The sequence below is a fragment of the Butyrivibrio sp. LC3010 genome, assembly GCF_000424385.1.
Taxonomy (GTDB): domain Bacteria; phylum Bacillota; class Clostridia; order Lachnospirales; family Lachnospiraceae; genus Butyrivibrio.
Genome location: NZ_AUJU01000008.1, coordinates 161,687 through 175,652, shown reverse-complemented (window position 1 = coordinate 175,652; position 13,966 = coordinate 161,687). Strand labels below are relative to the sequence as shown.

Genomic DNA, 13,966 nt, shown 5'->3' with positions numbered 1-13,966 from the left:
CAATGTCATTTACTTTAGCAGATTTTCGTAAATAACGAAGATCTGCTTTTTTCTTACCCCTAACAAAAATTATTATGAAAAATAGTTGACAAGCCGTTCAAAATGCGCGGCCGCACTCGTTACTGATGCTGTTTAGAGGTAACGAGTGCGGCCCTTGTAGTGAAGGCATAAACGTTACTTTCACTACAAGGAGGCACTTATATGAAACATTCTGACGCAATTAAGGCACTGTTACTTGCTACCATTAGCGAAATCGCAGATAACCCCAAATTGTATGCAGTCAATCCGGGTAAGGATTTCACAAGAAATCGCAAACTTGGATTTCACGAAACTATCATGGTGTTACTTACGATGGAGGCCGATTGTATCAAAGAAGAACTGTATCGATATTTCGGGAGATCTACATCAGCACCATCAAAGGCCGCATTCTATAAGCAACGAAAAAAGCTAAATGAGAACGCTCTCGCAAATCTGCTGTTTGCATTTAACTCAAAACTTTCCAAGAAACTCTATAACGAAAAATATCAGATCATCGCCTGTGATGGTTCAGCAATTGATATCTATCGTAATCCCAATGATCCTGACACATTCTTTGAACCTAATGGCAAGTCTACGCGAGGGTTCAATCAAGTTCATGTCAATGCATTCTATTCCATACTTGACAGAAGGTTTACAAATCTTGTAATCCAACCCGGAAGAAAACGCAATGAGTATTCCGCCTTTTGTGAAATGCTTGATGAGGCAGGAAACGACGGACCTCCCACAATCTATTTTGCCGACATGGGATATGCATCCTATAACAACTTTGCACATGTTATCGAAAACGACCAGTACTTTCTAATTCGATGCAACGATAAGCGGCTTAAAGGCATTCTCGGCTATTCAATAGAAGGACTAAAGGAAGTTGATTGCCGTGTCAACCGCATTCTTACGAGGACACAATCCAAAAAGAAATACAACTGGCCTGACCTTGCAGATCAGTACAGATATATCTGTCAGGCTGTTCCAATGGACTATCTTGATGATGAACATCCAGAATACAATATCTCGCTACGCATTGTCAGATTCGAAATTATGCCTGGTTGCTACGAGAACATAGTTACAAATCTCCCAGACATAGAGTTCGACTTCGAGGATTTTAAAGGTCTCTATCACATGAGATGGAACGAGGAAAATTCATTCCGTGACCTCAAATATCCGCTTTGCCTTAAGGCACTTCATTCAAAAAAATATGAGTATATCGTACAAGAGATATGGGCACGTGCAATTCTCCATAATTTCAGTTCAGAAATCATAAATGGAGTAGAAATTGAACAGCAAGATACCAAATATCTGTATCAGCCAAATTTTGCAGAAGCCTTTAAAATATGCAGAGATTTTCTGAGAATTCATGACTGTCTAACCGTAATGGAGGTGGAATGCCTGATTGCTCAAAATATTGAGCCAATCAGGCCTGGAAGAACCTTTGCCCGCCAGCACAGGTTTAAGCTTCCGATAAGTTTCTGCTATCGTAATTAAACAATAGAGTTCCACCATTTCCATATACAATCATACAACATTTATACTGATGAAGGCACCTCTCTATTAACATTAGGTGATTTCGTCTTTTTGTCATGCTTGTCAATTGTCAATGTGCAGTATAATAATATTTCTATAGCGATAAATTATGCTGAGGGTAGTGCAATAGCTTGGCTTTCGGAACTTATTGATGATGTATCATGCTAAAGTTAACCGAACATATCTTTGGCGTTGGTTAATTCATTCTAAAGTTAATGACATTGGGTGTGAACAGTAACGCATAAATAATTCTATATAAAAGCATTGCAATTTTTTCCTTAGTAGTTGATAATAAATGTGATACAATTAGATTGCTCAAAATGATTGTTTCAACTGCAGTGTCATAGGGTTATTTTGCCGTCTGCATTATTTAATGCATTGGTATAAGGAAAGGATTCATAGATGAGTACACTATACATTGAATGCAAAATGGGCGTTGCCGGGGATATGCTGTCTGCGGCACTTTTAGAGTTGTGTGAAAATCGAGATGATGTTGTGAAAAGACTTGAGAACATGGGAGTTCCGGGTGTCACTTATTCGCTTACTAAAAGTGAAAAATGTGGAATCATAGGCAGCCATCTTGAAGTTAAGGTCAACGGCGAAGAAGAGATAAGTGAAGATGTGGATGGCATGTATCATGACCACGATCACGAGCATCATCATGACCACGATCATGAGCATGACCATCATTATGACCATGACCACGATCATCATCACCATCATGTACACAGAAGCATGAAGGATATTGAAGATATAGTTAATACTCTGACTACTGATGCTATAGTTAAGAAAGATATTCTGAATGTTTATAAGCTGATAGCTGAGGCAGAAGGTAAAGTCCATGGGAAAGATGTTTCTGAGATTCATTTCCATGAGGTTGGAAGCATGGATGCTGTTGCAGACATAGCTGCTACATGCCTTATCATGCGCATCTTAAATCCTGATAATGTAGTTGCTTCACCGATACATGTTGGTAGCGGACAGGTAAAATGTGCCCATGGAATTTTGCCGGTTCCTGCTCCTGCAACAGCATATATTCTTAGTGGAGTACCAAGCTACAGTGCAGATATAAGAGGTGAGTTATGCACACCTACAGGTGCAGCACTTATCAAATATTTTGCAAAAGGATTCGGGCCACAGCCTGTTATGAGTGTTGATAAGATTGGCTACGGAATGGGCAGGAAGGATTTTCCTCAGGCAAACTGCGTAAGGGCTATGCTTGGCGGTGAAAGCGCATCAACAGATACTATCGTTGAGCTTGTTTGCAATCTTGATGATATGACACCTGAGGCTATAGGTTTTGCAACAGAACAGCTTATGGATGAGGGAGCAGCTGATGTTTTCACTACTCCTATAGGGATGAAGAAAAACCGTCCAGGAACCATGTTGACAGTCCTTTGCAAAGAGAGTCTTAAGGAAGAATTTGTAAAAAAGATTTTCAAATATACTACAACAATAGGTATTCGTGAGAGTATCTGCAACAGATATATCCTTAACAGAGAAGAGAAGGTTGTACATACTAAAGACGGAGACATCAGAGTAAAACAGGTATCAGGTTATGGTGTCAGCCGTGAAAAGAGGGAATACGAAGACCTGGCTAAAATTGCAAGAGAAAACGGAAGAGGATTATAAAAGATCTTCTATAGAGAAGTTTGATGTCTGATACGCAGCTTTATGCAGTAAATTACTATGGCTGACAGACTTAAAAATCTTTGCATTTTGTAAGTGTGAATGAATTAAATAGGCGTAAGCAGAGCATTTGGACATTTCCATGAATAGAGCTTTGTGATAAACTTTCTTTTGATAAAAGTTTAAATGACCTTACTGGCACTTATTAGTTTTTATGTCAGGGCTAACACATTCAGATTTTAGTTAATCGGGAATGTGTCATTACAGGAAGGTTATGGAAAGAGGGAAGTATGGAGAGATTTTATGTTGGAAAATGTCCTAAATGCGGGATGGAAATTTACAGTGATAATGGCATGGCCGCAAGATTCTGTACACATTGCGGGGCAGAGCTTACATCAAACGCTAATAACGGGGGAATGGCAGTAGCCTATATGGAAAAAGAGGAAACTGCTAAAAAGGATGAAAGAAAAACTGTAGAAACTGCATCAACCTATGCGGATGCACAAAGCAGTACTCTTCAGTTTGATACTTCGATTCCTAAATTCGATGTATCAAATGCTTCAGGCATGTATGATTTTCAACAGGAAATGGTTAACGAAAAAAACAGAAAACGTGCCGTTTATGTTGCAGGTGGAATAGCTGCTGCAATTATCGGTATAGCAGCTTTGGGATTTACAAGCGGTGTGGCAAACATTCATACCGAGCCTACAGCTCCGATTGTAACTGAGGTGCCAAGTGATCCGGATATTGATCTTGTTGAAGATACAACAGTAGAAGAACCTTCCTCTGAAGAGGTTCAGACTGATAATAAGACCACTGTAACGAATATCGATGATCTTACAATTCCTGAAAAAGAGGCTGTAAGAAGAGCCTCACAGCTTCTTACTTCAATTCCTTATTCAAAGACAGAGCTTATCGAGACAATGCAGGAAGAGTACTATGGTTTTTCAGAGAGCGAAGCTACCGCAGCAGTTGAATATATGGAGAACGCGGGACTTGTAAACTTTAAGGAAGAGGCTGCCAGATGGGCAAAGACTCTTGCTGAGGATACATCCTTTTCAAGAGCAGAGCTTTTAAGAATGTTATCAGGAGAGTATTCTTCACACTATACCCGTGAAGAAGCTGAATACGCTGTTAATTATATAGAGCAGAATAACTTAGTCGATTGGAATGAGATGGCAAAAAAGGAAGCTGAGCTTTACCTTAGCCTTTCCAGCAAATATACAAGAGAAGAGCTGATTAACCAGCTTGTGGTTGGTAATGAATTTACTCAGAGTGAAGCAGAATATGCTGCAAACGCTCTTGGATATTAGACTTAAGTATTGTTGTTTATATCTAAAAAAAATACAATTATTTCTAAAAAAAGTGCAATGAATTAGAAATACTTAAATGCTATACTTCACGTTGATGATGGAATACTGTATTCATCAACCGGGTATAGCATTTTTATTTTGAGCAGAGCACTTAGCGAGGTTTTTCACGAGCTTAGTGCGAGCCATGCAAGTCCACTTGGCGAGATTTTTTACGAGCTTAGTGATATTACGATTGGAGGATAATATGGATTTAGCAGTTTTGGATTGTATTAGGGAACAAAATGGTAACTACGTTCTTCCGTTTTTTTGGCAGCATGGAGAGGACGAAGCTACTTTAAGAAAATATGTTAATGTAATTCATGATGCAAATATGAAGGAGATATGTCTGGAGGCCAGACCGCATCCTGACTACGCAGGTGATGGCTGGTTTCATGATGTGGATATAATTCTTGATGAAGCCAAAAAGCTTGATATGAAGCTTTGGATTCTTGATGATGCTCATTTCCCGAGCGGACAGGCAGCAGGAAAGATGGCAGATGCGGATCCTTCTCTTTGTAAGCAATTTCTTAAATATGCCTGCTTTGACGTGGCAGGACCTAAAAAGCAGGTTACCCTGGATGTTGCAAAAGCGGCAAAGCACTATGACAGCCCCTTTGCAGCGCCTGACATTTTTGGTGGCGGCGAAAAAAGAAAGTTTGATGATGACGAGCTCTTTGCTGTTATAGCATCAAGACTTGATGGCAAGGAAAATGATATTTATCATCTTGACGATTCACTGCTGGATCTTACTGACATGGTTAAGGATGGTAAGCTTTCATGGGATGTACCCGGCGGCGTCTTTAGAGTATTTGTAATTTACTCTACTCATAATGGCGGCGGAAGAGATGGCTATGTTAACTTCCTTAGCAAGAAGTCCTGCAGAATTCAGATTGATGCCTGCTATGAGCCCCATTATGCGCACTATAAGGAAGAGTTTGGAAAAACTATCCTGGGATTTTTCTCTGATGAGCCGGAGATTGGAAATGTGTCAGGTTACAGCGGAAGTGATTCAGCCATTGGCAATCAGAATATGCCTCTTCCCTGGAGCGAAGAGATGCCTGAAGAAATGGAAAATAGATTTGGTGCTGATTACAGAAGGCTTATTCCGGCACTTTGGATGAATGTTGGAAGCGGTGAGTTTACGGCAGATGTGCGTGTAGGCTTTATGGATATTGTCAGCAGGCTCTGCAAGAAAAATTTCGGAGAGCAGCTCGGTGAATGGTGCAGAGAACATAATGTTCAATATATAGGACACATTGTCGAAGATAACGACAACAGTACAAAGCTTGGTTCTTCTCAGGGGCATTATTTCAGGGCTCTTTGGGGTCAGGACTGGGCTGGAATAGATAACATCGGAGGACAGGTTACTGAGGGCGGAGCAGATATCAGTCACAAAGGACTTTTGGGACTTGGTTCAGATGGAGAGTTCTATCATCACATTTTGGGAAGACTTGGCACATCTCTTGCTGACCTTGATCCTAAGAAGCATGGTAATACCATGTGTGAGATATTTGGTGCCTATGGCTGGGAAGAAGGTACAAGGCTTATGAAATATGAGCTTGATCATTTCCTTGTAAGAGGCGTTAATCATTATGTACCACATGCCTTTAGCCCCAAGGATTTCCCGGATTTTGATTGCCCGCCTCATTTTTATGCTCATGGTAAAAATCCGCTCTATAAGCCCTTTGGAGAGCTTATGAAATATGCCAACAGAGTATCTCACCTCATTAGCGGAGGAAAACACTTAGCAGAAGTTGCAGTATTATATCACGCCGAAACTGAGTGGTCCGGAATGAAGTACATGGATGCTGTGAAGGTAGCAAGAAAACTCGACGAAGCGCAGATAGATTTTGATGTAATTCCTGCTGATGCGTTGGTAATGGGAGGCGAATATGCTCCAATTCTTGATAAAGAGGGACTGCATATCAATGGACATCTGTTTAAGACACTTATAATTCCCGGAGCAGAATATCTTCCTGAAAGCGTTATGTCATTCCTTGAGGATGCAAAGGACAAAGAATTTAATGTTCTTATTGCAGACTTTGCACCGCAAAATAACAGTGCGTCATCCGATGATAAAGATGCAAAAGCACTGATTAAAGGACTGGAGATTGTACCTCTTCCGGATTTAGCAGACAAGGTAAGAACACTTGGAATTGCTAATGGAAGAATAAATAAGGGCAGATCTAAAAACCTAAGAATATATCATTATGACAGAGGGGCTGAAAAAGTTTTCCTTATATCTAATGAAAGCATTTATGAAAAATTCGAGGGAGATGTAGAAATTCCCGCAAATGGCACACCCTACATCTATGATGCCATGAAGAACCGTATCATCTCTGCTGATTACAATTGCGATGACAACATTACATTAAATATTACTCTGAAACCCTATGAAATGATTATTGTTGTTGTTCCTGAAAATGATGAAGAGGTAAAAGAAATTGCAGTGACTTTGCCTAAGTGCGCAAATGAGGGCAGAAACATTTCAGGAACCTGGACAGTAAGCTTTACTGATAATGAAAACTATCCTGATTTCAAGGATGAAATAAAGATGGAAGAGCTTAGTAATATCCTTGAGCATGATCCTGATTTTTCCGGAATTATCAGATATGAAATAAGCTTTGACGGAAAAAATGAAGATAATTATCTTGTTCTTGAGGATGCCTTTGAAGCGGCAGAAGTATGGATAAATGACGAATATGCAGGAAGTGCTCTTTGCCCGCCGTATCTGTTTGAAATTGCAGGCAAAGTAAAGGATGGGGAGAACCACTTAAGGATTGAAGTAAGAACAACCTTGGAGCGCCTTGTAAACAAGATTACAGGTGGCGCAGGCTTCCTTGGTCCCGACATCAAAATCGTCAGCCCCGCAGGAATAATTGGCGACGTAACAATCTACTAATGACATAAGTAGATTATTCATTTTTGAGACCGCGGAATGAATTCAAAAAAACATATTAAATGTAACCAAAACACAGTCTCAAAATAAATATCTGAAATTAGTAGACTATTCTTCTTTGAGACCGCAGAATGAATTCAAAAAAACATATTAAATGTAACCAAAATACAGCCCCGGAATATATATATGACTTCAACCGATTATGCGTTTTTTGCAACGAGGGTGAAGTCATATATATATTCCGGGGCGTCCTATTATCACTTATTTTTGAATTCGGACCGATAGGCATTGGGGGTCAGCCCGGTTGCTTTTTTGAATTGTTTATGGAAGTAAGATACATTTGAGAATCCTGTCTTTTCAGCAATCTCCTGTGAGGAAGCCTGTGAATTTATGAGGAGCTTTTTCGCAGCTGCAATCCTTTCTCCATTTACATAGGATGACAGAACTTCCCCTGATTCCTTATGGAAAAAGTAAGAGAGATAGTCAGGCGAAATATGTACCGCCTCAGCAATGGTCGTTCTTGAAAGATCTGCATCTGATAAATGATCCTTAATAAACTGCTTGATCTGCAGTACAGTGTTTTCCTCATTTCCACTATCAGCTGTTACATCTGAAAAAGTCCTGAGCAGAGACTTGGCCCAATTAATAAGACCGTTTACAGAAGAGGTAATGCTTCTTGGATCAGCTGTCCTTGCCATTTCCGTTGAAATGCGGGTAGGAGAGCAGTTTTTCTGAGACAGCACTGCAAATACAGCAGACAAAAGCCCATAGTAAATCGACCGAAGAAAACCTGACGAAAATGTGGTATCCGTCTGCATTAGAAGTCCTTTGATACTCAGAAGAACATCATCACATCGACCCTCGGATAAAAGCTGTTCCCATTTTTCAACTTCTATTCTTTCGCTATGTTCCCTGGTTTTGGCAGATATATTTGAGAGTTCGGGATTCATGATAGATATCACTTTGCTCTCTGAGGAAATGATGCTCTTTGAATATTGGGCAAGCAGCTCATATGCATAGGGAGCCGCAGATAGCGGGGCATCTGCAAAGGAATAGAACAGGAACTTACAATTAGGATAAGATTTACTTAGCCTTTCAGTTACATTGGATAATCTTGAAACAATGCCTTTTTCGTAATCAGCAGCTGCATTTATGGGGAGACAGATGCTGAGCATAAAACAGCTTCTGTCCACTATAGTGATATTAAAATGCTCCGTAAAAAGTTCACCTACAATGCTTTTAACGGGAAGGACTGAAAAGGCATCGTCAGGGGAATGGACCTGAAGATAGGCATAGTAGTAGGAGCGGTCCGCGATCCCGTCAGGAAGAAAATTATTATCTATATATTCTGCGATTGAATCGGGGTCAGGAGACAGTGTCCCATCGAAGAGATATTGCCACAGATCATCTGCAGCCTGGGCGATTTTTGCAGCCCGTTCTTCTTTGATGGAAAGCACTTCTTCAACAGCCTTTTTAAGAACTTTAGTAAGTGAATCCTGTTCGATGGGCTTTAGTACATAGTCCAGGATCTGCAGGGATATGCCTTCTCTTGCATAGTCAAAATTTGCATGACCTGTAAGAAGAATGTTTACGGAGTTGTAGCCGTTTTCTTTTACCCAGTGAATAAGTGAAAGTCCGTTTTCTCTTGGCATCTCCACATCAGATAAGAGAATGTCTATCTGATGCTCCTCATAGACTGCTCTTGCCTGATCTGCGCTATATGCCTCATAAACTTCAGTGATACCAAGGGCGTTCCAGTCAATTGTCTTTTTTACACCCTGAACCAGTAAAAATTCATCATCAACAATAAGTAAGGTCATTTTGATCTCCGTTAATTACAATGCGTATTTACTATAATTTAAGATATTATTCCGTGAACAGTTTCTTTTTTGTTTTTGCTTTCCTGAAACTCTACATATGGAATATCAATATCAATCCGTGCACCCATACCCGGTTCATTGGTCAGGTTCATGGAAGCTGTCTCACCGTAGTAGAGCTGAAGCCTGTGGATTACATTATTAATTCCGATATTAGAACCATCAGCTTTTTTAATAGTTGTGGCATGATTTTTCTTAAAATCCTCTAAGAATGCATCATCAAAACCTTCACCGGAATCAATATGTGTGATATGAAGCCTTTTGTTTCCATCATTTTCATATACATCAATCTTGTCAATTACCTTAAGCTGCTCGCCCATTACAAGATTATGCTTAAAAGTATTTTCCATAAACATGATAAGCATTACCGGGAATATGGCGGCATTGAGGGAGCTTTCATCAATGCTCTTTTCATAAATAATACAGCCCGGAAAACGAAGCTTTGTAAGTTCTACATAATTATCAAGAAACTCCAACTCTTTTGAAATAGGAACCTGCTCGTCCGTGCCAAGTGTGTAGCGCAGATGTTTTGATAAGGTTTCTATCATCTTCCGAAGCACAGCAGTATTTTCAGGTGAGCCATCTGCAAGATAAGTTATCATATTAAGGCAGTTGATCAGGAAATGCGGTGCAACCTGAGAACGTAAAAAGAATAATTGGAAATTCTTCTTTTGCAGTCCTTCCTCATAAACGTCTACTTTAAGCTTCTGGATATGATCGACCATTTTGTTGTAGGTTGTTGCAACCTCAAGAACTTCTACACATTTTTCATTTGATATATCGATTCTGTGCTCCGGTTCGCCTGCAATTATGGCATTATTCATGGTAGTCATCATACTCATGGTTCTATGGATAAGTCTGTTGAAAAAGTAAACAATAACTGAAAATGCCATAAGGAGGATCAGGATAAACATGATTGCATAACCCCAGAAAATATCTGTACTTGAAATGATTTTTCTCATGGGTATCATAGCAGTAATAAAGTAGTCACAATACTCAAGTTCAGCAGTTGTGACCATATAGCTTTTTCCTGCAACCGTTATTACAGAGTAGGAGTTTAATGATTCATTTACCGGAAGCTTTATGTTTTCTCTGTAATCTGAAATATCATTTATGAGTTCCTTTGCCTCTGAGTAGGGACTTTCTATGCTGACAATATCCCCTGTCTTATCTGTAAAAAGAATAAGGGCATCCATGTCCTTTAGACTTCGAAGTGAAGAAGCGAGAGTCTTAAGATCAGTCCATGCGCCGACCATACTGTTGTCATAAAAAAATGTTTTAACCAGATAGGTATTATCTTCATAATTATATGGAATCCATTTTAAGCCATTTGTATTTTTGATGTCTGCAAGAATTTCCTCATTCTGAAACTGTTCCTTTAAATAAGGCTGCAGGGATATTCTTGAATCCGATGAATTACTGTAACCAACCCACCTCTTACTTCTGGGGAAATATGCGTACATACCCTTTATGGTAGGAAATGATCTTAAGTTAAATTCAAACATCTGTGATATTCGAATAATACTGTTATAGTTATCGCTTATATCATCAAGAAGTGCTACTGAAGATATGTCCGTGCTGTAATTTGAGAGCTCCATAAGATAGTAGTCAACGCTCTTAAGGTTTGAACTGGTTTGCTCATTATATAAGGAAAGAAGCTGCATAACATCTCTGTAGGTACGCTGCTGAAGCGTGTAAGTAAACAGCCCCACATATATTGACATGGCAACTATAACCACTCCTAAGAGAAGATAAAAAAAGCTCCTTAACCTGCTTTTGAAAGAATATAATCCCGTATTGTTTTTTTCTTTGATCATCATATAAGAAATTTACATAAACAACTAATAAAAGTGCAACTTTAAGTTTCCCATCTATTTTATAATTTGCATTAGTTGATGACAAGACACATGATCTGGTGTCTGTGAACAATTTGGACTTTAATAAGGGAGGTAACTAATAATGAAGAGAAAACTTATGGCATTGCTTTTATCAGGCGCTATGGTTTGCGGAGCACTCAGCGGATGCGGCCAAGGCGGTGCAGAAAAAGCTGATACAGCAACAGAGCAGTCAGAGGATGCAGGAGCAGAAGATGCTGCAAATTCATCTGAGGATGCAGGAGAGAGCACAGCAGAAGCTACAGGCGACAGCGCAGCAGCTGAGGAAGCTATCCAGGCGAGAAAAGATTCAGGCGAGACACCTACAGTTGTGATCGCATACATGAACTTTGCAGGTTCACCTGCCGGAATCGATCGCATTTCAGAGAAGCTTTCAGAGATTACAGAAGAAAAGCTTGGCGTTAAGGTTGAGCTTCAGATAATGGATGCAGCTTCATATTCACAGAATATGAACCTTATGCTTGCATCAGGCGAGCAGGTTGATCTGTTCAATGCAGTATCAGTTGGATTTATGCCTTGTGTAAATAAGGGATACACACTTGACCTTGAAGAAGATGATCTTATTCAGAATTACGGACAGGGAATCCTCAATGCATTCAGAACAAATGAAATTGATGGTTGCCGTGTAAGCGGAACATTATATGGAACACCTGTTAAGAAGGATGATGCAGCAGGTAAGTTTGGTATTTCTATCCCTGCAGCACTTCTTGACGAAATCGGATTTGATTACAACTCACTTTACAAAGATGGTGAAGAGATCATTTATTCAGATTTTGATACTATCGAGGATATCTTCACAAAGCTTCATGAAGCACATCCTGAAAAGACAGTATTCTACATGGACGTATCTTCAGTTGTAAGCCAGTGCCTTGCAATCGATATTCCTTCAGATAACTTCGGCGTTCTCCTTAATCCTACAGAGAGCCTTGAAATCGAGGATCTATTCGAAAGCGATCAGTATAAGGAACTTTGCCAGAGAATGTACGACTGGAATCAGAGAGGATGGATTTCCCCTGATGCTATCACAGAGACAAATGCTACAACAGTTCAGGTTAAGTCAGGTTCACTTATGGCTTATAAGACAGCTACAAAGCCCGGCATCAAACAGCAGGAATCCAATCTTTGCGGTGAAGATATGATTATCTTCCAGCTTGGTCCTGATTTCAAGGGCTCAAGTGCATACAACACAATGCCTTGGTGCATCAACCAGAACACAGATGATCCGGTAGCAGCTATGCAGGTTCTTAACCTTCTTTACACAGATCCTGACGCATCAACACTTATCTGCTGGGGCGAAGAGGGCGTTGAATGGAAAGAGACAGGCGATGGACACATCACATATGCTGATGGTATCGATGCTAACAATTCTGAGTACTTTAACAACGTTAACTGGGAAATGCCCAACCAGTTCATAGCAAAGATTTGGGAAGGCAACGAACTCACAATCTGGGATAGAATGCAGGAGTTCAACGACAATGCTACAGCTTCAAAGGCTATGGGATTCACATTTGATAACAGTGATGTTTCAGCTGAGTATACAGCACTTGCAAACGTTTATTCAGAATATCAGTCACAGCTTGAGCTTGGATTTATTAATCCTGAGGAAGGTTTACCTGAACTTGTAAATCGTCTTAAGGAAGCAGGTCTTGATGACTATATGGCAGCAAAACAGGCAGCACTTGATGAATGGGCTGCAGCAAACGGAGTTCAGTAATTTGTTCTGACATTATTTCAAAAAAAGTATTTCATTTCTTAAGTCCTGCGCGAAAGCGCAGGACATATTAAAGGAGACGGGGTTATGGCACAGCAAAAGAAGATAAAACAAAAGTTATCTCCCGAGAAACGCAAGTCACTGCTTAAGCGTTCTATACCGATTTATATCATGGCACTCCCGGGCCTTATATATATGTTTATTAACAACTATATGCCTATGCCGGGAATTATTCTTGCATTTAAAAATTATAAAGCTAAGTACGGAATTTACGGCTCCAAATGGGCGGGCCTTAAGAATTTTAAATATTTATTTTCAACTCAGGATGCATTTATCATTACAAGAAACACGATATGCTACAACCTTGTGTTTATCATAGTAAACACAGTATTCGCAATTCTAATAGCAATCATTCTTTCTGAACTTACACATAAAATCAAGAAAGTGTATCAGTCAGTAATACTTCTTCCTTACCTGCTTTCAGCGGTTATCGTAAGCTACCTTGTATTTGCATTTTTATCAGCAGAAAACGGATTTATCAACAATTCAATTCTTGGAGCTTTAGGAAAAGATCCTGTTAGCTGGTATCAGGAAAAACAGTACTGGCCATTCATCCTTGTATTTGTAAATCTTTGGAAGGGTATCGGTTATAACTGCATCATCTATCTGTCAACAATAATTGGTTTTGACAGAAGTTACTATGAGGCAGCAGCCATCGACGGAGCTTCAAAGTGGCAGCAGATCAAGAGTATAACACTTCCACTTTTAAGACCTACAGTTATCATGCTCACACTTATGGCTATCGGTAGAATTTTCTATTCAGACTTCGGACTTTTCTATCAGGTACCTCAGAACTCAGGAGCATTGTTATCTGTAACCAACACAATCGATACTTACGTTTACAGAGGACTTATCGAGCTTGGCGACATCACAATGTCTGCAGCAGCCGGTGTTTATCAGTCAATAGTCGGATTCATCCTTGTTATGGCAGCTAACATTGCTGTTCGTAAGCTTGATCCGGATAGCGCATTATTCTAAGAAGGGAG

Annotated in this window: 8 protein-coding genes; 6 read left to right on the top strand and 2 right to left on the bottom strand. The window is 39.8% G+C overall.

What is annotated here, in order from left to right:
• Positions 1–201 precede the first annotated feature (201 nt).
• From G622_RS0108110 to G622_RS0108095, 4 genes are all read left to right on the top strand, one after another.
• Positions 202–1,518, top strand: a complete 1,317-nt coding sequence (locus G622_RS0108110; RefSeq protein WP_026510296.1) for an IS4 family transposase — start codon at positions 202–204, stop codon at positions 1,516–1,518.
• A gap of 441 nt (positions 1,519–1,959) precedes the next feature.
• Complete coding sequence (gene larC / locus G622_RS0108105; protein WP_026510295.1) at positions 1,960–3,189, top strand: nickel pincer cofactor biosynthesis protein LarC; 1,230 nt, start codon at positions 1,960–1,962, stop codon at positions 3,187–3,189.
• A gap of 287 nt (positions 3,190–3,476) precedes the next feature.
• Positions 3,477–4,499 carry an Ltp family lipoprotein gene (locus G622_RS0108100; RefSeq protein ID WP_026510294.1) on the top strand — a complete coding sequence of 341 codons (1,023 nt, stop codon included), beginning with the start codon at positions 3,477–3,479 and terminating at the stop codon, positions 4,497–4,499.
• Between the two features lie 244 nt (positions 4,500–4,743).
• Positions 4,744–7,440 (top strand): glycosyl hydrolase, encoded by a 2,697-nt coding sequence (locus tag G622_RS0108095; protein WP_026510293.1) that lies wholly within the window; start codon positions 4,744–4,746, stop codon positions 7,438–7,440.
• A 254-nt stretch (positions 7,441–7,694) separates the two neighbouring features.
• On the opposite strand, the gene G622_RS0108090 is transcribed toward G622_RS0108095, so the two are convergent.
• Entirely contained in the window at positions 7,695–9,257 is a 1,563-nt protein-coding gene (locus G622_RS0108090; RefSeq protein WP_026510292.1) for a response regulator transcription factor, read from the bottom strand.
• A 38-nt stretch (positions 9,258–9,295) separates the two neighbouring features.
• Positions 9,296–11,038, bottom strand: a complete 1,743-nt coding sequence (locus G622_RS0108085) for a sensor histidine kinase (protein WP_026510291.1) — start codon at positions 11,036–11,038, stop codon at positions 9,296–9,298.
• Between the two features lie 235 nt (positions 11,039–11,273).
• On the opposite strand from G622_RS0108085, the gene G622_RS0108080 reads away from it, so the two are divergent.
• Positions 11,274–12,923, top strand: coding sequence for an ABC transporter substrate-binding protein (locus G622_RS0108080; RefSeq protein WP_026510290.1), 1,650 nt, complete (start codon positions 11,274–11,276; stop codon positions 12,921–12,923).
• An 84-nt stretch (positions 12,924–13,007) separates the two neighbouring features.
• Complete coding sequence (locus G622_RS0108075; protein WP_044914406.1) at positions 13,008–13,958, top strand: ABC transporter permease; 951 nt, start codon at positions 13,008–13,010, stop codon at positions 13,956–13,958.
• Positions 13,959–13,966 lie beyond the last annotated feature (8 nt).

Excerpts from the sequence above, each read along its gene's own strand:
- G622_RS0108085 (WP_026510291.1), bottom strand. The coding sequence starts at position 11,038 with ATGTCAATATATGTGGGGCTGTTTACTTACACGCTTCAGCAGCGTACC.
- G622_RS0108080 (WP_026510290.1), top strand. The coding sequence starts at position 11,274 with ATGAAGAGAAAACTTATGGCATTGCTTTTATCAGGCGCTATGGTTTGC.
- G622_RS0108090 (WP_026510292.1), bottom strand. The coding sequence starts at position 9,257 with ATGACCTTACTTATTGTTGATGATGAATTTTTACTGGTTCAGGGTGTA.
- G622_RS0108095 (WP_026510293.1), top strand. The coding sequence starts at position 4,744 with ATGGATTTAGCAGTTTTGGATTGTATTAGGGAACAAAATGGTAACTAC.
- G622_RS0108075 (WP_044914406.1), top strand. The coding sequence starts at position 13,008 with ATGGCACAGCAAAAGAAGATAAAACAAAAGTTATCTCCCGAGAAACGC.
- G622_RS0108110 (WP_026510296.1), top strand. The coding sequence starts at position 202 with ATGAAACATTCTGACGCAATTAAGGCACTGTTACTTGCTACCATTAGC.
- G622_RS0108100 (WP_026510294.1), top strand. The coding sequence starts at position 3,477 with ATGGAGAGATTTTATGTTGGAAAATGTCCTAAATGCGGGATGGAAATT.
- larC (WP_026510295.1), top strand. The coding sequence starts at position 1,960 with ATGAGTACACTATACATTGAATGCAAAATGGGCGTTGCCGGGGATATG.